General features: G+C 56.9%; 15 protein-coding genes. 8 read left to right on the top strand and 7 right to left on the bottom strand.

Translation table 11 applies throughout. The features are described from left to right. Positions 1-13: 13 nt before the first annotated feature. Genes AC0V61_RS03470 through AC0V61_RS03485 form a run of 4 tightly spaced genes read left to right on the top strand, consistent with a single transcriptional unit; the run spans position 14 to position 4,568 of the window. Positions 14-1,420, top strand: a complete 1,407-nt coding sequence (locus tag AC0V61_RS03470) for an MFS transporter (RefSeq protein WP_486155888.1) — start codon at positions 14-16, stop codon at positions 1,418-1,420. Between the two features lie 2 nt (positions 1,421-1,422). Next, entirely contained in the window at positions 1,423-1,971 is a 549-nt protein-coding gene (locus AC0V61_RS03475) for a gluconate 2-dehydrogenase subunit 3 family protein (RefSeq protein ID WP_486155889.1), read from the top strand. Positions 1,972-2,001: 30 nt separating this feature from the next. Continuing rightward, entirely contained in the window at positions 2,002-3,711 is a 1,710-nt protein-coding gene (locus AC0V61_RS03480; protein ID WP_486155890.1) for a GMC oxidoreductase, read from the top strand. Further along, positions 3,708-4,568: a sugar phosphate isomerase/epimerase family protein gene (locus AC0V61_RS03485; RefSeq protein WP_486155891.1), complete on the top strand. Its 861-nt coding sequence runs from the start codon at positions 3,708-3,710 to the stop codon at positions 4,566-4,568. The genes AC0V61_RS03480 and AC0V61_RS03485 overlap by 4 nt, the downstream gene beginning before the upstream one ends. A 38-nt stretch (positions 4,569-4,606) precedes the next feature. Here AC0V61_RS03485 and AC0V61_RS03490 read toward each other — a convergent pair whose 3' ends face one another. From AC0V61_RS03490 to AC0V61_RS03505, 4 genes are read right to left on the bottom strand one after another with little or no spacing between them, the layout of a single operon-like run. Next, complete coding sequence (locus AC0V61_RS03490; RefSeq protein WP_486155892.1) at positions 4,607-5,617, bottom strand: glycoside hydrolase family 5 protein; 1,011 nt, start codon at positions 5,615-5,617, stop codon at positions 4,607-4,609. 23 nt (positions 5,618-5,640) lie between these two features. After that, positions 5,641-6,693: a LacI family DNA-binding transcriptional regulator gene (locus AC0V61_RS03495; protein ID WP_486155893.1), complete on the bottom strand. Its 1,053-nt coding sequence runs from the start codon at positions 6,691-6,693 to the stop codon at positions 5,641-5,643. 20 nt (positions 6,694-6,713) lie between these two features. Continuing rightward, on the bottom strand, positions 6,714-8,060 hold the full coding sequence (locus AC0V61_RS03500) for an MFS transporter (RefSeq protein ID WP_486155894.1): 1,347 nt from the start codon (positions 8,058-8,060) through the stop codon (positions 6,714-6,716). Positions 8,061-8,106: 46 nt separating this feature from the next. After that, the gene (locus AC0V61_RS03505; RefSeq protein WP_486159437.1) at positions 8,107-9,138 is read right to left on the bottom strand and encodes an SMP-30/gluconolactonase/LRE family protein; all 1,032 of its coding nucleotides are present in this window, start codon (positions 9,136-9,138) and stop codon (positions 8,107-8,109) included. 144 nt (positions 9,139-9,282) lie between these two features. Between AC0V61_RS03505 and AC0V61_RS03510 the strand changes: the two genes are divergently transcribed. Together AC0V61_RS03510 and AC0V61_RS03515 are read left to right on the top strand one after the other, a co-directional pair. Then, positions 9,283-11,874 carry a glycoside hydrolase family 3 protein gene (locus AC0V61_RS03510; protein WP_486155895.1) on the top strand — a complete coding sequence of 864 codons (2,592 nt, stop codon included), beginning with the start codon at positions 9,283-9,285 and terminating at the stop codon, positions 11,872-11,874. Positions 11,875-11,878: 4 nt separating this feature from the next. After that, entirely contained in the window at positions 11,879-12,427 is a 549-nt protein-coding gene (locus AC0V61_RS03515; protein ID WP_486155896.1) for a gluconokinase, read from the top strand. On the opposite strand, the gene AC0V61_RS03520 is transcribed toward AC0V61_RS03515, so the two are convergent. Continuing rightward, positions 12,374-13,723, bottom strand: a complete 1,350-nt coding sequence (locus AC0V61_RS03520; protein ID WP_486155897.1) for a GntP family permease — start codon at positions 13,721-13,723, stop codon at positions 12,374-12,376. The two genes, AC0V61_RS03515 and AC0V61_RS03520, sit on opposite strands and share 54 nt — an antisense overlap. A 239-nt stretch (positions 13,724-13,962) precedes the next feature. Here AC0V61_RS03520 and AC0V61_RS03525 point away from each other — a divergent pair, with 239 nt between their 5' ends. Further along, positions 13,963-18,360 (top strand): CHAT domain-containing protein, encoded by a 4,398-nt coding sequence (locus AC0V61_RS03525; RefSeq protein WP_486155898.1) that lies wholly within the window; start codon positions 13,963-13,965, stop codon positions 18,358-18,360. 35 nt (positions 18,361-18,395) lie between these two features. On the opposite strand, the gene AC0V61_RS03530 is transcribed toward AC0V61_RS03525, so the two are convergent. After that, positions 18,396-19,154: a TonB family protein gene (locus AC0V61_RS03530; protein WP_486155899.1), complete on the bottom strand. Its 759-nt coding sequence runs from the start codon at positions 19,152-19,154 to the stop codon at positions 18,396-18,398. A 116-nt stretch (positions 19,155-19,270) separates the two neighbouring features. Beyond that, positions 19,271-21,100, bottom strand: a complete 1,830-nt coding sequence (locus AC0V61_RS03535; protein WP_486159439.1) for a DEAD/DEAH box helicase — start codon at positions 21,098-21,100, stop codon at positions 19,271-19,273. Between the two features lie 274 nt (positions 21,101-21,374). On the opposite strand from AC0V61_RS03535, the gene AC0V61_RS03540 reads away from it, so the two are divergent. Continuing rightward, positions 21,375-22,946, top strand: a complete 1,572-nt coding sequence (locus AC0V61_RS03540) for a helicase HerA domain-containing protein (RefSeq protein ID WP_486155900.1) — start codon at positions 21,375-21,377, stop codon at positions 22,944-22,946. The last annotated feature ends 4 nt before the right edge of the window (positions 22,947-22,950 follow it).

The raw sequence follows: 22,950 nt of genomic DNA on the forward strand, positions 1-22,950 counted from the left end.
AGAGGTACGGGTTATGGCAACCGCTTCCATGAGCGCTATCACAGCGCCGACAATTGACCGCAACCGGCTGTTTTGGCTGAGCTGCATTTCGCTCATCGTGACGGCCATGACGTTTGCAATCCGCGCAGGGATTTTGACGCAATTGTCCGAAGAGTTTGCGCTGAGCGACACGCAGCTTGGCTGGGTGAACTCGATGGCCTTCCTGGGCTTTCCGCTGGCGATGGTGGTGTTCGGCTTTCTCTACAATAAGCTGGGCCCGCGCCTCATTATGATCCTTGCGTTTGTGGGGCATTTGCTGGGCCTTGTGTTGACCATTTTTGCCGATGGCTTTTTGGGGCTTCTCATCTCCACCTTCTTTATCGGTTTTGCCAATGGTTCGGTCGAGGCAGCGTGCAATCCGCTGGTCGCCGATCTCTACAAAGATGAGAAGACCAAGTGGCTCAATCGCTTCCACGTATGGTTTCCAGGCGGGATCGTGATTGGAGCGGTCGTTTCGTACATCATGACCAATGCGGGCATCGGTTGGCAGCCCCAGATCGCTGTGATGCTCATCCCGACGGCGATCTATGGGTTTATGGTCTTCACCACGCACTTCCCCGATGTGCCGGAAAGCGAGCGGACGGTTGATCTGGATGCAAAGGGCGTCCTTTTGATGAGCGCCATTTTCGGGCTTCTGGTCCTCATCGGCACGCCGAATGACCTTGTCGCAGGGTTACCCGGAACATTTGTCCTTCCGCTGCTTGTGGCGCTGGGCTTCACCTTCTTGCTGATGCTGTTTCGCGCTGGGCGTACACGTGATGCGCTGCTCCTCATCCTGCTGATGGCGATCATGAGCGTCACTGCGACCTCAGAACTCGGCACACAGCAATGGGTGGACCGCATCCTCGGTGCGCAGCTTGGCAATCTGCCGGGACAGGCGATGATCGTGCTGGGCATGGTGACAGGCATTATGGCGGTGGGCCGCTATTTTGCAGGGCCTCTTATCCATGCGCTCAACCCGCTTGGTGTGCTTTTGATGAGCGCCGTGCTCACAACGCTTGGCCTCTTTCTGATGGCCTCTGCCAGCGGGGCGATGGTTTATGTCTCGGCGATCATCTTTGCGGTTGGCGTCTGCTATTTCTGGCCCACGATGATCGGCGTGACGGCGCAATATGTGCCGCGCTCTGGCGCTTTGGGGATGAGCCTTGTGGGAGCGGCGGGCATGTTCGCGCTGACCATTTGGAACCCCATTATCGGAGGCTGGATCGACAGCGCTCGGGCCAATGCACAGGCAAGCGGGCTTGAAGGCACCGCCGTTGAAGTCGCCGCCGGGCAAGGAGCATTGTCGCAGTTGGTCTATTTCCCGGTGGTTCTGATTGGCATCTTTGCGGTGCTGTATTTCGCCCGAAACGCGCTCGAAAACTCGGCGGAGGAGGCTTGAGGATGACCATGGACACACCCACAATGGCCAAGGAAATGGACCGCCGCTCGCTTCTACGCAGCACAGTCATGGTCGCAGGCGCTGCGGTGGCGTTGCCGAGCTTGGGCAGCCTTTCGGGTTGCTCTGCGCCCGCCTCAATCTCTGAGCAGATGTCGCTTATCTCAGCGGTGAGCGACCGGATCATTCCGGTGACCGACACCCCCGGCGCGGTGGCTGCGGGCGTGCCGGAGTATATCGCGGCGGTCTTCGGCAAGCATTTCACCGAGGAGCAACAGGGCGAATTCCTGTCGGGCCTAGAGGTAATCGGTGCGTCGGGTTTCGTCTCCGAAACACCCGAGCGTCAGGATGAAATTCTCAACCAGTTCGCATCTGCCTCTGACGGCGATACGGGCCGAGCCATTTTCCAGCAGCTCCACGATATGACGCTGTTTGGATACTACACCTCTGAAACCGCCACACAGGAACTCTCCTACGAGGAGATTCCGGGTCGATACGATCCTTGCGTACCCCTTTCCGAGGTCGGCCGCGCTTGGCTTGATCGCGGCGTTTAATCCCTTTTTCTCAGAACGGACTTTGCACATATGTCTGGTAGTGAAAATTTTGATGTCATCGTTGTCGGTTCCGGCATGTCCGGTGGCTGGGCAGCGAAGGAGTTTTGCGAAAAGGGTATGAAAACCCTTGTCGTTGAACGCGGCAAGCCGACGCAGCCCGGCACCGATTATATGGGCGAGAACAAAGAGCCCTGGGACATGGAGTTCCGCGACCGCGTCGACCCTAAGCTCGCCGACAGCGACTATGCGGTGCAATCACAATGCTATGCCTTTCGCGAGAGCACGCGCAACTTCTTCATCAACGACCGCGAAAACCCTTATTCGACCGAAGAGGGCGCGCCGTTCATGTGGCTGCGCGGGGATCAAGTGGGCGGCAAGTCGCTTATGTGGGCACGCCAAAGCTATCGCTGGAGCGACACCGATTTTGGCGCGAACAAAGCGGACGGCAACGGCAATGACTGGCCCATCCGATATGCTGATGTTGAGAAATGGTACTCCTACGTAGAGCGCTTTGTTGGGATCAGCGGCTCGTATGATGGCTTGCCGCAACTGCCGGACAGCGAATTTCAGCCGCCGATGGAAATGACCTGCGTTGAAAAGGCCGCAAAGGCCGGGATCAACGAAGCTTTCCCTGAACGACACCTCGTCATCGGACGCGCAGCTCACCTGACGGCTCCTACAGAGGAGCAACTCGCGCTTGGCCGGGGTAGCTGTCAGTTCCGCAATCAGTGCGAGCGCGGGTGTTCTTATGGGGCCTATTTCTCAAGCGTTTCAGCCACTTTGCCAGCCGCCGAACGCACCGGCAACATGACATTGAAGCCCAATGCGATTGTTGAGAGTATTCTTCACGATCCCGCGACCAACCGCGCAACAGGCATTCGCATTGTGAACCGCGAGACGGGTGAGCGCGAAGTGATCACGGCCAAAGTCATCTTCCTGTGCGCGTCTACCGCGGGCACGCTTCAGGTGATGCTCAATTCAACGTCCGAGGCGCATCCCAATGGCTTTGCGAACTCAAGCGGCGTGCTTGGCCATTACCTGATGGATCACCACCACCGCGTGGGCGCGCGGGGCCGGATGCCGGGGTATTCTGACAAATACTATGCAGGCCGCCGGCCAAACGGCACCTATCTTGTGCGCTACGCCAACCTCGACAACCGCACCGATGGTGAGTTCCTGCGGGGCTTTGCCTATCAGGGCAACAGCGGGCGCGCCTCATGGACACGCGCGCTTGGCGGCAACAAGTTTGGGGCATCACTCAAGGAAGAGCTGCGCCAACCATCAGATTGGTGGATCAATCTGCAAGGGTTTGGTGAGCATCTCCCGGTTAAAGCCAACAAGGCGACACTCCACCCTACAAAAACCGACCAATACGGCATCCCGCAAATGCATTTCGATGTGCGCTGGGGCGAGAATGAGCAGAAGATGCGCGTTGCTATGAAACGTGACGCCGCTGCCATGCTGGAAGCTGCCGGAGCGGTTGATATCGAGCCGTTTGAGAGCGAAACCACACCCGGCATCTGCATCCACGAAATGGGCGGCGCGCGCATGGGCAATGACCCCGCTGAGTCCGTGCTAAACAGCTTCAACCAATGCCACGACGTGCCCAACGTCTTCGCAACCGATGGTTCGGCCTTTGCCTCCATCGCCTGCCAAAACCCATCGCTTACATTTATGGCTCTAACCGCACGCGCCGTTGATTACGCTGCTGAGCGGATGAAAGAAGGAAACCTCGCATGATGATCCAGCCAAACCGCCGCGCGTTCCTTGCCGGCGCTTCGATGACTTCTCTTGGACTTCTGGCAGGTTGCTCTGAAGCGGCTCCTAGTGGTGATGCAGCAGCAAGTGACCTGCCTGGTTACACCGCCCTTCTCGGCGTGCAGCTTTACACGGTTCGCGACCTGTTTGAGGCCGATGCACGCGGCACTCTTGAGGCTTTGGCCAAGATCGGCATCAAGGACTGCGAGACAGCTGGGCTTTATGAGTATTCAGCCGCCGATATCCGTTCGATAATGGATGACAATGGCCTCGTCAGTCGATCGGGTCATGTGCGCCTTCCATGGCTGCGCGATGACGGCGTCTGGGCCTCCACGTTGGAAGACGCTGCGGCGTTGGGGCAAGACCGGCTCTATCTTGGCTGGATCCCGGAAGAAGAGCGGACTAACGACAAATACCGGTCGCTTGCGGAGCTTCTAAACAAGCGCGGTGAGGAAGCCAAAGCCGCTGGCATGATGGTGGGGTATCACAATCACGAGTTCGAATTCATCGAAGCGGAAGGCACCACCGGATACGACATTTTGCTGGGCGAAACGGACCCTGAGCTTGTCACCATGGAACTCGATTTCTTCTGGGTGGCTGATGCAGGTAAAGATCCGCTCGCGATCTTCGAAAGCGCGCAGGGCCGCTTCAGTTCCTGCCATATCAAAGACCGCTCAGAAGCAGGTGAGATGGTTTCGGTTGGCGATGGCACGATTGACTTTAAGACCCTCCTCCCTCTCGCCGAGGCGGCAGGGATCGAGCGGTTTTATCTCGAGCATGACAACCCGGAAGATCCGCTCGTATCGGTTGGGCGTGGGTACACTCACCTTAAAGGGTGAGGCACCCCTCTTGCCGTCTGCATTTACTCCCCTAGCGCTCACTCTTCGGTGAGCGCCTTCAGCATATCCTGATCCCAGCCCTTCTCATCCGTGTAGAGGGCAAAGGTGTTGCCATAGGCCCAAAGACACCACGGGATATCAGCCTCTTCCATCGCGACCTTGACCGCGCCTGCCCATTTGACGCGCTCTTTATTGCTCACCGGCGCGTTGACGCCAAATTCGCCTAGGAAAACAGGGCGTCCCGTTGCCTCCCGGAACGCCTTGGCCGTCTCGACTGCGGCAGCGAGTTCCGCTTTGTCTTCGCCCGAGCCCCATCCGCGTTTGCCCTTGGGCATATTATCGCCCAGCCACGTTGCGCCTTGGTGGGTGAAGTTGAACGGGTCGTAATAGTGGAAGGTGTAGACGATGTTGGGATCATCGGTTGAAAGATTGGTCGCAAGCGTGCGGATGCCCGACCATTCCTCGCCTCCCAGCATTACAATCCGGTCTGGGTTATCGCCGCGGATGATTTGCAACGCGAGCGCCTGAGCCTGACGCATTTGAGCGCCTTTTAGATTGTTGTGCGGCTCATTCAAAACCTCGAACCACACATTGTCTGGCAGTTTTGAATAGCGGAGTGAAATCTGGTCCCAGATCGCGCGATATCGCTCCATCTGGTTTGCGGGCTGCTCCATTATTTCTTCAAAGTGGTGGATGTTGAGGACGATATTGAGGTCGTTCTTAAGCGCCCAGCGGATGTTGTTGTCGACCACTTCGGCAAAATCGGGATGAATGCGATAGGTCGGCGCAGGCCCGGTGTAATCGCTCCACCGAACGGGAATGCGCACCGTGTCAAAGCCAGCCGCTGCAATGCGCGCGTAGTCTTCTTGCGTGTACAGCCGCCCCCAATTCTCACCATGGGCCGCCTCCAAGGCATTGCCCATATTCACACAGCGCTTCATCTGAAAATCTTGGGCAATTGGCGGCGCTGCCTCTTGGGCCATTAGCGAAGGCGATCCAGTCGAAAGCAAAGCAGCGCAAGCTGCGGCCCAAGTTGTCTTTCTAAACATGTGATCCCTTTCCTTTTGGAACTTTAATTGGTGTTTGGTGGAGCTGTTGTGTCGCGCAGCACGAACTCGTGATCGAGCACAATGCGCCGCGCCTCAGGTTTGCCGGTGCCGCTTAGCGAGGCGACCAACTCGCGCACGGCCCTTGCCCCCAGATCGCTCAAAGGTTGGCGAACTGTGGTGAGGAATGGGCGCATACATGTCGCGATGCTGGAATCATCGAAGCCGACCACAGAGAGGTCTTGAGGCACCTTAAGCCCGCGCTCTGTGTATGCAGCGACGAGCCCTGCTGCCATGTCATCGTTGGATGAGAAAACGGCGGTTGGCGGGTTGGCGTGGTCAAGGAAGAACTGCCCCGCCTCATAGCCCGCCTCAAAGTCAAACGCGCCGGGGCGCACAAGCTCTGGATCAACCGTTAGGCCGGCGGCTTCCATGGCCACCGAAAAGCCTGAGTAACGCACATGGGTCGCGCGCTGGTTTTCGCTTCCCCGGATAAAGCCAATCCGCTTGTGGCCCAGATCAGTGAGGTGCTGAACAACTTCAATCGCGGCTTGATAATCATCAATCTCGACGAGCAGGCCTTTGTTCTGAAGGTCAACGGGCCCCACACGCACGACGGGGATTCCCATCTCTTGCAGCACAAAACCGATCTTTTCATCGTTCGCATAAGGAGCGAGCAGCACGACGCCATCGGGGCGCCTGCGTTTCATCACGGTCTCAAACGCTGCGCGAATATCAGCCATCGCCATCTGGTCGAGATTTTCAACGAGACTGATCGACAATTGATACCCCAATTCCTGGCATGCGATGACGCCGCCGAACTGGATCGAGTTCACATAAACACTGCCCGCATTGTGGCACACAAGGTTGATGTCATACGACCGGCTGCCTCGCAAAGAACGCGCCGATTGACTGGGCACATAGTCCAGCTTTTCCGCCGCCTCGCGCACCTTTCGGCGCAGCTTGTCTTGAACGTGCGGCTCATTGTTGAGCACCCGCGAGACGGTCTTAATCGACACGCCTGCCAAGTCTGCCACATCCTTCATCTTGGCCGAGTTTTCGGATTTCGTTTTTACCATTTGCCCTCTCACCCCTGACATCACCCCTGCGACAGCTCATCAACGATGCGCGCATGAAGATCGCGGCTCAGTGGCATAAGAAAGAGGATTATAGAAGCAGCGACCAGCAAGACGACCGGGACAATGGCAATGTACTGGCCAAGTGAAAGCGCTGTTTCAGCGGTTTGAACGTCGCGTTCGGGCTCGTACCCAATGCCGGATAGGAGGTATCCCACGCCAAGTCCCGTCAGTGCGCCAGATGCTTTTTGTGCAAACAGGCTGGAGCCAAATACCGCGCCTTCGTCGCGGCGACCATAATTGTATTGGCCGTATTCAACCGTGTCGGGGATTAGCGCCCAGATGATGATGGCAAATGACGATCCGGCAAAGCCATACAAAATCAGCTGAACCGGGACTCCATTGGTGAGGTAGGGTCCCGATGCAAACAGCCATACCCCAGCAATGCCTGTGACAAGAGTGCCAAGATACCAGCACTTTTTCTTGCCAACAAACCGCGTGATGAGGGTCCAAATCGGCACGCCTGCAAGCGTTGCAAAGGCATAGGCGGAGAGGATCACTTCGGTATTGGCAAAATCGCTCGCATTGGCCTGGATGTAGAACGCCATGGGGATGCTGATGCTTGCACCAGCCGCCGAATTCAGCAGTAGAACCAGCAGCAACAGCCTCAATGCATCATTGCGCGAGAACGCCTCAAGAAACGACTTAAGGCTCCACCCGCTTGGCAGATCATCGCCTCCTAGCGGCGGCTTTTCCTTGGTGAAGAAAAAGCACGCTGACAAAGCGATGGTGGCGACGACCGCGCCTAACATGGCGGTGTAGAAAAACCCATCACCAGCGGTCTCTCCGCGTTCCTGGATTGCTCTACTGATCGGGAAGAAGAACGATGTGACGCACAGCATTCCGCAAAAGGCAAAGAACATGCGCACGCCTGACAATTCCGCGCGTTCAACCGAGCTGAAGGTGAGCCTTGCAGAAAGCGCTGAATAGGGAACCGCGACGATGGTGTAGGAGGTTCGAAATATAATGGCTGACACCAATAGCGCGCCGAACAGGAACCAGCCTTCGAGAGGCGGTGCCCAGAACAGCAGGCAAAACGAGGCTCCAAGGCCGAAGCTGCCAAACAGGATGAAGGGGCGATAAACACCGTGCTTGCTGCGATTGGCAGCAGCGATACTGGCGACAAGCGGGTCAGACACCGCGTCCCACAAAAGGCCAAGCGCATAGATCCACCCGGCCAACTTGGGGTCCAGCCCCACGACCTCAGCATACCAGAAGACGAGGATCAGCGAGAGGCTGTGCCAATAGATGTTGAGACCGAAATCACCCAAGCCATAGCCTGCAAGGCGGCGAAGTTTTTCACCCGCCATCACCGGCACTCCCGGTGCATCTTGGAAAGGCGCGGCGCTGGCCAAATCAGAACCGTCCCAGCCCGTAAACCTTGGTGCGCACGGCCACCAAGCGGTCGCCAGCGGTGATAAACAGCGTGCGGCCATCCTCGCCAAAGGCACAGTTTGCACTCGCCCGGCCAGTGAAGATACGGCCCAGACACGTGCCTTGCGGGGTGATGACCAGCACGCCGCCGGGCCCTGCTAACATGACATGTCCATCCCGCGTCACAGCCATCCCATCGGGAAGCCCGCCCACTTCGTGCATAAAGGGTTTTGCGTCGAACCACGTCGCCTCTCCAGCCTCGATCCGGCCATCGTCGCCCAGCTTGAAACGCCGGACCATAGGGGCTGCAGGATCAGATTGGCTGACATAGAGCCACCTCTCATCGGGCGACAACGCTGCACCATTGGGAAAGGTCATATCGTCCACAAGCCGTGTGACTGAACCGTCAGTGTCGAGGCGGTAGACGCCGTTCACGGTCAGCTCTTTGGCGGGCGATGCGTCGAGCCCGTCGAGCCCATAGGGCGGATCGGTGAAGTAAATCGTGCCGTCAGCAGCTTCGATCAAATCATTGGGACTGTTGAAGCGTTTACCCTCAAAATTTGTAGCAAGGACCCGCCTTTTGCCACTTGCAAAATCACGCGCTTCCACAGAGCGTTCGCCGTGATTGCAGATCAACAATTCGCCGGTGCGCGATAGGAGCAGCCCGTTCGCCCCTTGCACATCGCTTCCCTCAGCCAACTGTGTCTCAGCGCTTGAAGGCGACAGGAAAACCGCATCGCCCTTCTCTTGCGACCACGAATAAGCACGGTTGCGGGGCACGTCCGTGAAATAGAGCGTCTGCCTTTTCGCATCCCACGCGGGCCCTTCCGACCATTGATGTCCGGTCGAAAGCAATCGAGCGGTCGCCTTAGTGTCGACGATATTCTCAAAGGCAGGGTCGAACACCTCGAATTGCACGTCTGCACTCGACCCAGCTGACGCCGACAAGGAGCGCGGTGAACAGCCAGCCGCCACCACCCCGGCTGACAAAACCATCATATTTCGGCGCGACATAGGCACGGCGACTCATCTCCCTCAAACGCTTGATAATCCAATATTGACAACCTTGTCAAAAATCGCTCGTTTATAGGACAAGATGGATTCGTAAAGCGCCGCACAATCTGAAAAGCAAGGCGCGCGAGATGAGAGGATTACACTATGAGCGCTCGCTTTTTGGGGCGGACCGCCTTTATCGCCCTGATGCCGGCTCTTGCCGCTTGCACGCCAAGCTCTGCCACAAGCACCGCCGTGTCTGCATCTGCTGCGTCATCAGCTGTGGGGCCCGCTAGCACCGCGATAACCGAAGCAATACCTGATCAGGGCGAACAGGTTCAGCAAGCGCAGATCAGACCTGAAATTTGGCCTGAGGTCAGCGCAACGCCGCTCAATCCCGCAATCGAAGCGCAGATCGATGCGATCATGGCGAAGATGACGCTTGAGCAGAAAGTCGGCCAGACCATTCAAGCCGACAGCGCTTCTGTTACCCCGGAAGAGGTCAAGCAATACCGCCTCGGCTCCGTGCTGAGCGGCGGCAACTCGGCTCCGGGCCCGCTGCCTTATGCTGATGCCGGGACCTGGCTCACTGTGGCTGACCAATATTGGGAGGCATCGACTGACACAGACGGCGTCGAGGTTGCTATCCCGATCATCTGGGGCATAGATGCGGTCCACGGGCACACCAATCTTTTGGGCGCGACAGTCTTCCCTCACAATGTGGGATTGGGCGCAGCACGCGATCCAGACCTTATTGAGCGGATCATGCAGGTGACGGCAAAGGAACTCGTCGTCTCGGGCCATGACTGGACCTTTGCCCCCACCCTTGCCGTTCCACGCGATGACCGTTGGGGCCGGGGTTACGAGGGCTTCTCCGAAGAACCCGGCGTGGTCGTCTCTTACTCAGACCGCATTGTCGAAGGGCTGCAAGGCGCATTTGGTAGCGATGACTTCCTCGCATCAGGCCGCGTTTTGTCAGCTGCCAAACACTATGTTGGTGACGGCGCAACCGATGGTGGACGCGACCAAGGCGATGCCAGCATCACCGAAGAAGAGCTGCGCGATATTCACGCATTGGGCTATCTGCCCGCGCTCGAGGCGCAGGTGCAGACCGTCATGGTCTCCTTCTCAAGCTGGCAGGATATCAAGATGACGGGCAACCGCGCGCTTATCACCGATGTCCTCAAAGACCGCATGAATTTCAACGGTTTCGTTGTCAGTGATTGGAACGCGCATGGGCAAATTCCGGGATGCAGCAACACCGATTGCCCTGAGGCGTTCGATGCCGGGATCGACATGTTTATGGCGCCCGACAGCTGGCGCGGGCTTTACGAAACCCAGCTCGCCCACGCGCGCTCTGGCCGTATTTCGATGGAGCGGCTAGACGACGCGGTGCGGCGCATTTTGCGGGTTAAACTGCACTATGACCTGTTCAACCGAGGCGCGCCCAGCACACGGGCGGGGGCCGGTGATGCGAGCCTACTGGCGACCGCCGAGCACAAGGCAATCGCGCGTGAGGCGGTACGAAAGTCTCTGGTGCTCCTCAAAAACAACAATCAGGTCCTGCCACTTGCCGCCAAGCAAACCGTGCTGGTCGTAGGCGATGGCGCGGATAGCATCGCCAAGGCCTCAGGCGGGTGGACGCTCTCATGGCAGGGCGGCTCACACAGCAATGATGAGTTTCCTGGTGGGCAGTCGATCCTTGATGGCATCCGCGAGACGGTAGAAAGCGCTGGCGGGAGCGTGATCTTCGATGAAGACGGCAGCGGCAATCATGACGCGGATGTGGTGATCGCGGTCTATGGCGAGGAAAGCTATGCCGAATTCCAAGGCGACCGCCCTCATCTCGATTGGTCCGATGGCGCTTTCGATACGGGTCTTCTTGCAGGCTATCGCGAAAAGGGCATGCCGGTCGTCTCGGTGTTCCTCTCTGGCAGGCCCATGTGGGTGAACCCGGAGATCAATGCCTCTGACGCCTTTGTCGCGGCCTTCCTTCCGGGAAGCGAAGGCGGCGGGGTGAGCGATCTGCTGTTTCAGCGTGAGCCCGGCTTCGACTTCACCGGAAAGCTGTCCTTCTCATGGCCGCGCACCGCCGATCAAACCACACTCAATGTGGGCGATGAAGGGTACGATCCGCTTTTCGCGTTCGGCTATGGCTTGTCGCTGGCTGACCGCAAGCAGGTGGTTGAGCTTTCCGAGGTGTCCGGCATTGACCCCAATGCAAGTTCATCGGGCGACGTCCTATTCGCAAGCGGCCAAGCGCCCAATCCATGGTCGCTTTATGGCCTCGTCAACGGCACGCAAACACGCCTTAACTCAAGCAGTTGGGATGGCGGAGCGCTTGTGTTCTCTGGCTATGATCGCCTTGCACAAGAAGACTCGCTGCAAATCCAGTGGAATGAAACCAGCCCCCTCGTGCGGATCGCGAGCCATGCGCCTGTCGACTTCACCCGCCAAAGCAATGGCGACATGGAACTGGCGTTCTTCGTGCGCAAAACTGGCGATGCATCGACAACGCTGAGCGTAGCACTGGGCTGTGAGACATTGGCGGAATGCGGGGGCGGCTTGAGCGTGCCGGTCACAAGCGGTGAGTGGCAAGAAGTGCGCCTTAGCCTTGCCTGTTTTGAGGAGCGCGGCGCGAACCTTAGTGCGGTAAGCACAGGGCTGCTGCTGGCGTCTTCGGCGCGAGCGAGCATCGGCATTTCCAACATCCGCCTTGCGCCTGACATCGACGCGACCAAAACCTGCGGGGTGTAATGCTGTGACGGGCCAGATATTGGGGCGAACATTGGTCGTTGTGATGGGGCCAAGCGGCTGTGGCAAATCGCTGGTGGGTGCAGCCCTTGCCAAGGCACTGGATGCCCCATTCCTCGAAGGCGATTTCTTCCACACAAGCGACAATGTGGCGAAGATGACTGCGGGTGAGCCGCTGAGCGATACAGACCGCACCGCGTGGCTCGATGCGATTGAGGAGCGGGTGAGGAAAGAGCAATCGCCGCTTATCGTGCTCGCTTGCTCCGCGCTCACTGATTATGTGCAACAACGCCTGCGCTCCATGCCGGTGAGGCGGGCAAGGTTCGTCCTTTTGGAGACCACCAAGGAAGAACTCGCCAAGCGCGTGAAGGGCCGCGAGGGGCATTTTATGCCAGTATCGCTCTTGGACAGCCAACTGGTGGCCCTGCGCACCCCGCACGATGCCCTAATCCTCAATGCCAGCGAAACGCCCACCACCTTAGTAAGCCAAATCATCGCCACCTTAGAGGATTGCGCTCAGGAGCAGAGCGACTGCAAATCCCACGAGCCCAACTAAAGTCGAGGCGACTGTCCAGGTCTTGAATGTCTCACCCACATCAAGCCCGAAATAACGCGACACCAGCCAGAAGCCGGAATCGTTCACATGGCTCACCACGCTCGCGCCCGCCGCGATTGCAATTACCATCAAAGCCAAATCCCAAGAGCCAAGGCCCGATGCCAGAGCAAGCGGTGCACAAAGCCCAGCGGCGGTGAGCATAGCGACCGTGGCTGACCCTTGGGCGATGCGCACTATAGCTGCGAGAAGAAATCCGGCGATCAGAGGGCCAAGGCCAAAGCCCAGAAGGCCCTGTGCCAACATCTTTCCAGCGCCGGTATCGACCAACACCTGTTTGAACGCTCCGCCTGCCCCGGTTACAAGCAAGATGACAGCCGTCGGCTCAAAAGCGCGCGTTAGAGCGTCTTTCAAACGCCCCTGCCCTTGCTCATCGCGTGGACGAAGCACCCAAGCGGCAAGCGCGCAACCGATTGTAAGAGCGACAAAAGGATGGCCCAAGAAATTGAGCCATTGGTTGTCCACCCCCATAGCACCGGTAATCGCTGCAATAACAATCAGGGCAATAGGGATCAAGATTGCGACGAATGCTCTGGCAGCAAGGCTATTGTCAGTATCGCCTTCGCCGGGGTCCTCGATCTGTACGTCGACCAAGGGGAGCACGCCACGCTTTTGTGCAATGTGGGCGTAAACTGGTCCTGAAATAATCATAGCTGGGATACCCGCGACAAGCCCGCAAAGGATAACCAAACCGATATCGGCCCCCAAAATCTCTGCCACTGCCACAGGTCCAGGAGTTGGCGGAATAAAGGCATGCGCTGTCGCCAAACCTGCAAGCAGGGGGAGACCAAAGAACAGTGCAGGTCTTTTGGCTTTGGCAGCGAGCGCCCGAACCAGGGGGAAAAGCAAGATGAGCCCTACGTCGAAGAACACCGGAATTGCGATCACCAATCCGACAAACCCCATCGCCACCGATGCAGGACCCGCCTCTTTTTTGCCGATAATTGCCTTTGCAAGGGACGCTGCACCGCCGCTTGCTTCAAGGTACACGCCAAGCAATGCGCCTAGCCCAACTATGACAGCGATAAACCCGAGCACTCCGGCAAAGCCGTCGCGAACAGAACCAATCACTGCGTCGGGCGAAAGCCCTGCGGCAATGCCTGTCGCGAGGGTGGCCCCTAACAGCGCCGAAAAGGCGTTGATCCGGCGGACCAGAATGAAAAACAACAGTCCCGCAACTCCAAGCCCTGTTGCGAGCAAAGGGCGCAGCGCCTCTAACGCCTCGAGAAATTCACTCATCGTGGGCACCCTGAGGAGTTGATCGTGCGCCGATCAGCATTTCAAAATACATATCCGATGAAGCCCTCCCGACGATATATTGATAACGTTGTCAGACAAGATCGCAATAGCAATGCTTACAAAGAGCAATGAGCGCGTCGTCCTCACCCCCTTGAGCGGGGCACTTCCCAAAGCCCGCCCTGGGTTTGACAAGCCAAGAAAGCAAAGTGATACCTGAAAGGCTGGTCATGGGGGAAAAGATGCGGCGCAAAAGCAACCTGCAATCACGCTCAGTTCTGTTGGGCATTGGACTTTTCGCAGCGGTGTTTACCGCACCAACCACCGCTGCTGCGGCCGCGCCTGAGGTAACCCCAGCAGAGGCGGCATTGCTGCGCAAATGCGGCGATGATCCACTCAATGACCCGGCAATCTACGTTGATGAAGGTCCTCGCAGGTCCGTTCGTGAGTGGATCGCCGATGCGGCGCGGGCCGGTGATACATCAAAGGCGACCTGTCTTGCCAACGACTTGCTGATGCTCGTCGACAAAGAGAACGACGGGCTTCTCGTTCGCCTGACGCTCCTTTCACTCTTGCAAAAACACGGAAGAGAAGCGGGAAATCTGGTCCTCGCCAGTCGCTATCTCTCTGAGTATTTTGAGAGCGTTAGCACGTCGAATGACTATGATCGACTTGCGACCGCTCACGCAGAGATTTTGACTGAGCTTGGCGACCTTCGCCAAGCGCGCGTCCGGCTTGAACGGGTTCTACAAAAGCGACGCCCCAACGTGTCAGAAAAGCGGCTCTACCTTGCGGCTGCAAAACTGGCTGCAGCCGAAGGAAACGATCGAGCGGCTGCAGACAATTACTGGCGGGTCCATGAGCTTGACAAAAAGAACTTCAGCGGATCGGCAGGCTATCTGCTTACCGAATGGCTTGAATTGGCCGATGCCATGGAAAAGCACGGTGACGATCACTCTGCCGTTTTGGCTTACGCTTGGATAGCCAAGGTCTCCTCTATGACTGGGAGCTATCGTAGTGAAAACCGCGAAGACCGTCCCAACTATGCAGGGCGGATTGCGTTGGATCGAACTGCCAAAATCTACGCCAAGTTGGGTGATCGAAAGCAAGCAAGATTTTTCGCCATTCCCGCGCTTATCGATGCTTCATATGACCCGAAGAATAAGGACGACCGAGCCGCGGCGCGCGCGCTTGCCTATGAGATGGAGGAATTGGGGAGCGAATTATTCAATCGTGACGAAATTGAATATCAATGGGCTTGGCAACTCAGACTAGCATTCTTTGTCTATGACGGCGGATTTGAACCACCCAATGCATGGCTTCAATGCGGGGCGTATCCCTTAGGCGATCCCAAACCTTTGCCTGACACGCCTGCGTTACCTGAGGGAGCTTTTCCAGATTTACCCGCAGTTGCTGCACCATCTGCGCCGCCTGCACCGTCGTACCAAACCACGCTGGACGAGCAGATCGCCACCAATCGCCTCCCTTTCGCTGATGATATAATTCCTCAAGGCGACCGCGATGGACGATTGCTTTGGCCTTACAGCGATGTCCTTGCCTATTCCAATGTCTGTCTGAATGCAGGGCGCTCCGACATCGCGCGCTCAATTCTTGATACCCACGTTAATGCGATGATCGACGCTGGATACGGCGGGATTATGTATCAGGAAATGGCTGATCTCAGAGCATCCTTGGGTGCCCAGATCGACGATTTTGAGTTTGCCGAGCGTCAGTACCTAGCCGTGATCGAAGACCTGCTTTCTCGTCCTGAGGGCTTTAAGTTTGAGGATCTGCACGGGCCGTTCTTTGCGCTTTTGTCAGTCTATGAGCGGTATGGGCGCTGGGACCGGGCCGAAGCGCTTGCGCTGCGAATGATGAATATTGAGATCGGTGGAGGCGAAAATCCACAGCGTGTCGGCTTGTTGGGCCTCAAACTGTGGTTTGCGCCCAATTTCCACATGGTTCTGATCGAAATCTACCTGAAACAGGGCAAAGCCGAGCAGGCGCGCAATATCATTGCTGGCTCATATCCAAACGAGCGACCGCTCGAGCTCACCGCCTTGAGCAAGGAAGAAATCGCCGGGCTTAAGGACTACGAGATCACCAATACCTACGAAGACTGGCTGATTGGCGAGAGCTTCTATGCCGAAGCAGATTTGGCGGACGGAGACGCGGAACGAGCGATCATTCGCGCTGAAAACGCGCTGCGATATTCTGAAACTCAGGCCGACTACGCATTACGTGTATCAGAGCGTGATTTCCTAATGATGCCGTGGGAAGAGGAGGCCGTCGTTCGAGAGAAGCTTGGCCGGTTCTATCTCGCAGATGGGCGGTATGAAGACGCAGTTGATCTTGCCCGTCAATCAGCCATTCGCCGTATCTTCCGACAGATCGAGCGTGAGAACGCAGAAGAATCGGATAATGTCTATCGCTCACTTGGTTATCTGGCCGAGGCACTGGCAGGCAGCGGCGAATATGCATCGGCCGGAGTGGTCGTGCGCTTTGCCGATGCGATCTTCGATGTGCGCGAGGCAACAGGCGAGACCGACCGAAAGAAGGGTGAAAGCGAGCTGGCTGAGGCTGGCAATAAGTTCGTTCAAATGGTGACGCAAACTGTCCGTGTTCCCGAAGAATATGAGAGTGGGAATTACACCCACAACCTGCTGCGGACCATTGAACGAGCCCCGCAATTCAAAGACCGCTTTGGACCAACCTATGCCTCATTTCTTGTCAATGAAGAGGGCCGAAATACCAATCTCAATCGTTTGAGCCGCGAAACCACGACCTTACTCACCGGTGTACGCATGCAGCTTGCTGAAAATGGGATTATTGACGTGAGCGAGGGGCTTAGTGCAGGCGCTGACCTGATCTCGCGGCTTGATGCGCAATGGGCAATAAGTCAGGCGAGCTCATTTGACAGCCAATGGCAGCTTAGAAACCTTGTCAGTGCCCCGCAGCATTATCTTCGCCAAGCTAGCCTGTTGTGGCAAACGGAACGCGAAGGAGGCGCGCGTGCAGATCGCGAGGAAGTCTTCCGCCTTTTGCAACGTGGCAGCTACAATGTCGTCGATCTCACCTTAAACAGCGCCATCGCGCACGGCCTTTTTGAAGAAAAGAGCCCTGAACTCATCGCTCTTCTTGAACGCCGGGACGAGCAATTAACAAAATACCAATTGGCAATCAGCACACTTAGCGCGAACGAGTTTCGAGCGCTCGAAATGAACGTATCGCTCACCCCGTTGCTCGAAGAGATCGCGGCGATCGATGATCAGATCGCCTCTCAATACCCCGAATACCTAGAATTTATGAAAGCAGAGCCGATTTCGCTCGCTGATGCACGAGCCTTGCTTCAGCCAGGGGAAGCGCTGCTCATGTTGATCCCATCGAGTGCGGGTACTCATGGCTTTGCGATCACGCGCAATGAAACCAGCTGGCAGCTGCTGGACATCAAAGAAGTTGACGTCAATCAAGCGGTCAGACGGCTCTTGTGGTTTGCAGGCGGCGAAATAGAGCCAAATGACGACGAATACGAAGAATGGCCCAAGGGTACAGATGGCGGCCTTTCCGGTTTTGATCGTGACACCGCTTTTGCGCTTTATTCCAAAATGATCGCTCCTTTGATGGAAGAACTTGAAGGAAGCGAGCTGGTCTTTCTTGCGCCATCGGGGGCATTGGCGACTTTACCATTTGGCATGCTGGTCAGCGAAGAGCCGAAAGGTATGGATGATAATCCCGATGACCTGCGCGCCACCTCTTGGCTCGCAGACGCATTCCCATTGGTGCAAGTTCCCTCGTTCAATTCCTTTGCCTCACTGCGTTTGTACGGGTCAGAGCAAGCGGAGACAGGTGACGTTTTCCGGGGTTTTGGCGCGCCAATTCTGCGCGAGCCTGAAGGAGGATCGCAAGAAGAACCGGGCCGCCGTGGACGCAAGCGTGGGGGTCAAAAACTATCCGGCAACCTATTTAAGCGCGAGTTTGGTTCTTTGGCAGACGTAGAAGTCCTGCGCGCTATGGACAGTTTGGAATACACCGAGGGCGAACTTCGGCAAATGGCAAAGGCACTGGGCGCAGACGAAGAGCGGGCGTTGCTGATAGCCGACGAGTTTACAGAAGAGAGCATCCGAGGGATGGATCTATCCAAAACCCGTATCCTGGCTTTTGCAACACACGCGCTGGTTGCCGACGATAGCAGTGGCTTTGCCGAGCCCGGCCTGGTGTTAACTCCGCCCGAAACCGCCTCGCTTGCAAACGATGGTTATCTCAGTGCTAGCGAAATTGCGGGCCTAGATCTCAATGCACTGTGGGTCGTCTTGTCCGCCTGCAACACCGCCGCCGGTGATCCTTCAACAGGCGCGCCGGGCCTATCAGGGTTAGTGCGCGCCTTTTTCTATGCCGGGGCCAGCAATCTGCTCGCCTCGCACTGGGTGGTCGGGGATGAAATCGCTGCAAAAATCACTGTCCGCACAATTGAAATTGGCAATGCGGACCCATCGTTAAGCCGCGCGGCAGCCTTTCAACAGGCAGTGCGCGAAATACGCGAGAATTCCAGTTATGATGGCGTCAATCGCTATGGCTTTGAAGAAAGCTGGTCACACCCCAGCCAATGGGCTCCATTCAGCCTGATCGGAGCAGCTCGATAAAACGCTCATCTATTATGCAGAAGGAATAGAGCGCCTTAGTAATCGTCCAGATCATCCTCTTCAGAAGGTATCTCCCACAATATCCGCCTTGTGATCGTTCGCGTTTCTGGTCCGAAATAGGCTTCGGCAACCCGCTCGCCTGCATCCAATTTCTTAAGACCCTTGCAGGTTGCCTTATCGAGAGAAGTGTGGCCTGAACTGGTTAGGACAGTGCAGGAAGCTGGTCGTTCTTCGGGACCAATCGCAAGTTCGACCTCGGTGGTGCCTTCATGCCCCTTTTTAAGCGCATCGGATGGATATTCCAGATCAAGCGCTCCGGCCGAGTATTCGCCATCCTCCTCCCCTTCGAGGCTCCAATTCACTGTCGTTGAATAGCTTGCCTCAATCGGATTGCCGGCATCATCGAGTTCAACCTCAAAACGCGCATATCGCTCGATACCTCGGCAAGCACTGCGGTCTAGCCTGGAAAAGCCACTGGACCTGACAACGCGGCAATCAGTGGCACGCCCCATGGTGGTGACTTTTACAGCGATTTGGGTTCGGCCCGTTTGCTCAAGAAATACCGAGGCTGTCGGGTATGAGTAGCCGATGCGCCTTGCCCAGCGCTGCAAATTGCGCGGTGTGGCCTCGCGGGCGGGCAGCGTTTCTTCGCCGGGTTTGCGAAGAACAATCGAAGTGTCCGCACCGCCACTTTGCTGTTCTGCAACAGATGAACTGTGAGCCATGACCGCAGACTGCGATACCCCGCTCGTGATCACAAAAAATGCGCCCAACCGGATGAATTTGGTTAGCAAGAGCCCCTCCCTGATTGACCGGCGATCCTCTCGCGGTCACTGCATTGTAAGGCTATTACCGTAAGGCCAAATCTTGAGCAAACAGCGATGTGCGCCGCTAAAAATCAGCTTTTGCTTTACTTATGAGGTTTGCGTTTGGCGCCAAACTTCTTGTTTGGGTTCGGCTTGGGCTTGCCGGGCCGCTTACTTGTCGTTTCACGGCCCTCATCTGCGACTTTTCGATCTCTTTTTTGCGAGGAAAAATCGCCCTTTTTCCCTTTGCGAAAGGGTTTGGCTTTCACTTTACCAGGTGCCCCGCCGCGCTCATGCTTGCGGTTCTTGCGAGCCTCCATTCGTGGGCCGTCAACCGATAGCTCGATCAAAATTGCGTCTTGTTTATCGTCACTCTCAGCCGTGCGATCGATGGTAGCGGCAAATTTTTCCGCGATAGCACGCGGGATTTGAAACCAGCTTTCGTCCTGTGCAATTCGAATAGCGCCAATTTCATTGCGAGTGATATGTCCACGCCTGCAAATCAGAGGAAGGAGCCACCGAGTTTCCGCGTTTTGTCGGCGCCCGATGCCCATCTTGAACCAAACCACATCCTCAAAACCGGGGCGATGTCTTTCGGATTTGGCCTTCTCGCGCGCCTCAGGCGTGTTTGCGAGCAGCTCTTCAGGCGCTGGCATTTTGGCACGGTGCGCCTGAACAAGGGCGGCAGCTATGTCTTCAGCGGAAAGGCGTTCCAACAATTGTGCAGCAATGGCGCGGTCTGCATCATCATATTCAGCCGGCGCAGTAAGCTTTTCCATGAGCCGTGCGTGATCCTTCTCGCGGATAGCCTCAGGGGTAGGTGCCCCGTGCCATTTGGCCTCGATTTTTGCACCGCGCAGCATGCTCTCAACGCGCCTGCGCCTGTTATAGGGGACAAGGATCGCAGCAGTCCCCTTCTTACCAGCACGCCCCGTTCTGCCTGATCGGTGTTGCAGTGTCTCTGCATCGCGGGGCGTTTCCACATGGATGACGAGGCTCAGGGTTGGCAGGTCGATACCGCGCGCTGCGACATCAGTTGCAACGCAGACCCGCGCGCGCCCATCACGCATAGCCTGAAGCGCCTGATTACGCTCTGATTGGGAATGCTCACCGGAGAGAGCAACAACGCCAAAGCCGCGATTTTGCAAGGTCGCATGGAGCCGCCGCACACTGTCGCGAGTGGCGCAAAAACATATCGCCGATTCCGCTTCATGAAACCGAAGCAGATTGACCACCGCATTTTCGGTTTCAGAAGGTGCAATCGTAATGGCTTCATAGCTGATATCGCCGTGCCCGCGCTCTTGCCCTTTTAGCTGCAATTGCAGGGCATTAGACTGGTAACGCTCTGCGAGCCTTTTGATTGCACGCGGCATTGTGGCGGAAAACATGAGGGTCCGGCGCGTGTCCGGAGTTGCATCGAGGATCTCTTCCAGATCATCGCGAAAACCCATGTCGAGCATCTCATCCGCCTCATCAAGGACGAGACCGACAAGTGCAGACAAATCAAGCGACCCGCGCTCAATATGGTCGCGCAAACGGCCCGGCGTACCCACAACGATTGCGGGGCCCGATCGAAGCGCGCGCCGCTCTTTGCTCGCATCCATCCCGCCAACACAGGTCGCGATCCGCAAGCGCGCTTTGGAATAAAGCCAACCAAGCTCTCGGCTGACCTGCAAGGCGAGCTCGCGCGTGGGCGCAATGATCAAGGCACGCGGGGTATCGGCAAGACTGCCATCGTCAAGCGAGCTCAAGAGCTGCTCCGATAAAGCAATCCCGAAAGCAACGGTTTTGCCGGAACCCGTTTGGGCGGAGACAATGAGGTCGCGCCCGCTGGCTTCAGGTGCAATAACAGCGGCTTGAACCGAAGTTGGGGTATCATAGCCGCGTTCGGCAAGGGCTTCGCCCAGAACGGACGGAAGGTTTTCAAATAGCATCGGATTTCGCTTGGGTGGCGGCGCATATGCGTCCGCGAGTGTGTAAGAGGGCATGGAAACGAACGCCAATGTGGCGCAACGGGTTCATGCGGACAGCGATCCAGATCGATCGCTTCTGGCTGGCTCTATAACGAGGAAAGGGCGTTCTGGCTTGCGCTTTTTTTGCACTCGCAAACCTGCTCGATACCAAGTGATAATACGCGGGGTTCATGAATCGCTGGAAAAGTCGCGGCCCAACCTTTGCGCAAAGAGACAAGGTGCCTAGGCTTACAAGGTGAGCGCGCAAATCAACATAGGCAAGGGCCCCGGCGGGCAGAGCATCGATTTCGATCTCGAAGAGCTGATCGCGACACGCTTGCTCGTTCAAGGCAATTCCGGTTCGGGAAAATCGCACCTCTTGCGCCGTTTGCTCGAAGAATGCGCCGGGCTTGTCCAACAGGTCATCATCGATCCCGAAGGCGATTTTGTCTCTTTGGCCGATCACTTCGGCCATGTCGTCATCGATGGCGCAGCCTATTCTCAGCGCGAAATTGAAGCGCTTGCAGGGCGCGTGCGGCAACACCGTGCGTCAGTAGTGCTGGCGCTTGATGAACTCGAAGTGGAACAGCAAATTCGCTGCGCTGCGACGTTCCTGACGGCTCTTTTTGATGCACCGCGCGAATTCTGGTTCCCTGCGCTTGTTGTGGTGGATGAGGCGCAAATGTTTGCCCCTGCTGCAGCAGGTGAAATGGCCGATGACACGCGCCGTATGACCTTGTCTGCGATGACGAACTTGATGTGCCGTGGGCGCAAGCGTGGCCTTGCAGGCATCGTCGCAACACAGCGGCTTGCCAAGCTGGCAAAGAACGTCGCCGCTGAGGCCTCCAACTTCCTGATGGGGCGCACGTTCCTTGATATCGATATGCAGCGCGCGGCTGATCTTCTCGGTATGGATCGCCGCCAGGCTGACAAAATCCGCGATCTGCAACGCGGTCAGTTTCTGGGGCTCGGACCCGCGGTTAGCCGCAGGCCGGTTGCCGTGAATGTTGGCTCAGTCCGGACAGGAGGCAAAAATACTACTCAAGGGCTCATGCCTTTGCCCGATGCACCGGTCGATGAGATGGAAGCACTTTTGAATGACGGTCTTAGTGAGGCTCTGGCAGAGCAAACAGCGCCTCGTCCGGTTGCTGCTCCTCGGCCTGCTGCTGAGCTCGAACACGCGCTTTCAACTGCGGCCAAGTCGCTTACGCCGGTGTCGTCAGAGACATCCCTATTGGCTCGGGAAATATCTGACACATCAGATAACGCGCCTCCAATCGAGCGCGAAGACGATGAGGTGGCCTCACAATCAAAGACGCAGAGCTCCTCAGATGCAGAAACCGCCACTCAAAATGAACTGCGCGATGTCGAAAGTGTGATTCGAAAACTAGCAGCAAACGAAGGGGCTACGTTCCAGCCGGCGACCTCCCTTTTCCGCGAGTTTGCTATTGTGTGCCGCCAGAACAGCGTCGCGAGCGCACATATCGATATCGCCCGTTTCCGAAGATTGTTTGCGCTCGAAATTGCTGGGTTTTATAAGTTGTCGGATCCCGCAAAAGCTCTTGCAGAGCGGACGATCGAAGGCGTCGATGAAGACGTCCTTGCACCGTTCCTCGCCATGGTGGTTGCAACGGCTTTGGGTGAGATCATGCCCGACGAAGATCAACTCGCGCTGTTGTATGGCAGTTCCTCGCCAAGCCGTGTGCGGCGACTACTCGATCATCTTGAGAGGCAAGGCCTTATTGTTGTTCGTGAAGAATTTGGCGGTGACCGCAGCATTATCGTACCCGGCGTTGCCGATTTCATCGCTGAAAACGAACCTGCCTAATTTC

Source organism: Erythrobacter sp. JB1-4, assembly GCF_057365025.1.

Bases quoted from the DNA above. Each gene is read 5' to 3' on its own strand.
- AC0V61_RS03520 (WP_486155897.1), bottom strand. From the start codon at position 13,723: ATGAGTGAATTTCTCGAGGCGTTAGAGGCGCTGCGCCCTTTGCTCGCA.
- AC0V61_RS03475 (WP_486155889.1), top strand. From the start codon at position 1,423: ATGACCATGGACACACCCACAATGGCCAAGGAAATGGACCGCCGCTCG.
- AC0V61_RS03510 (WP_486155895.1), top strand. From the start codon at position 9,283: ATGAGCGCTCGCTTTTTGGGGCGGACCGCCTTTATCGCCCTGATGCCG.
- AC0V61_RS03470 (WP_486155888.1), top strand. From the start codon at position 14: ATGGCAACCGCTTCCATGAGCGCTATCACAGCGCCGACAATTGACCGC.
- AC0V61_RS03490 (WP_486155892.1), bottom strand. From the start codon at position 5,617: ATGTTTAGAAAGACAACTTGGGCCGCAGCTTGCGCTGCTTTGCTTTCG.
- AC0V61_RS03480 (WP_486155890.1), top strand. From the start codon at position 2,002: ATGTCTGGTAGTGAAAATTTTGATGTCATCGTTGTCGGTTCCGGCATG.
- AC0V61_RS03495 (WP_486155893.1), bottom strand. From the start codon at position 6,693: ATGGTAAAAACGAAATCCGAAAACTCGGCCAAGATGAAGGATGTGGCA.
- AC0V61_RS03525 (WP_486155898.1), top strand. From the start codon at position 13,963: ATGCGGCGCAAAAGCAACCTGCAATCACGCTCAGTTCTGTTGGGCATT.
- AC0V61_RS03500 (WP_486155894.1), bottom strand. From the start codon at position 8,060: ATGGCGGGTGAAAAACTTCGCCGCCTTGCAGGCTATGGCTTGGGTGAT.
- AC0V61_RS03505 (WP_486159437.1), bottom strand. From the start codon at position 9,138: ATGTCGCGCCGAAATATGATGGTTTTGTCAGCCGGGGTGGTGGCGGCT.
- AC0V61_RS03485 (WP_486155891.1), top strand. From the start codon at position 3,708: ATGATGATCCAGCCAAACCGCCGCGCGTTCCTTGCCGGCGCTTCGATG.
- AC0V61_RS03535 (WP_486159439.1), bottom strand. From the start codon at position 21,100: ATGCTATTTGAAAACCTTCCGTCCGTTCTGGGCGAAGCCCTTGCCGAA.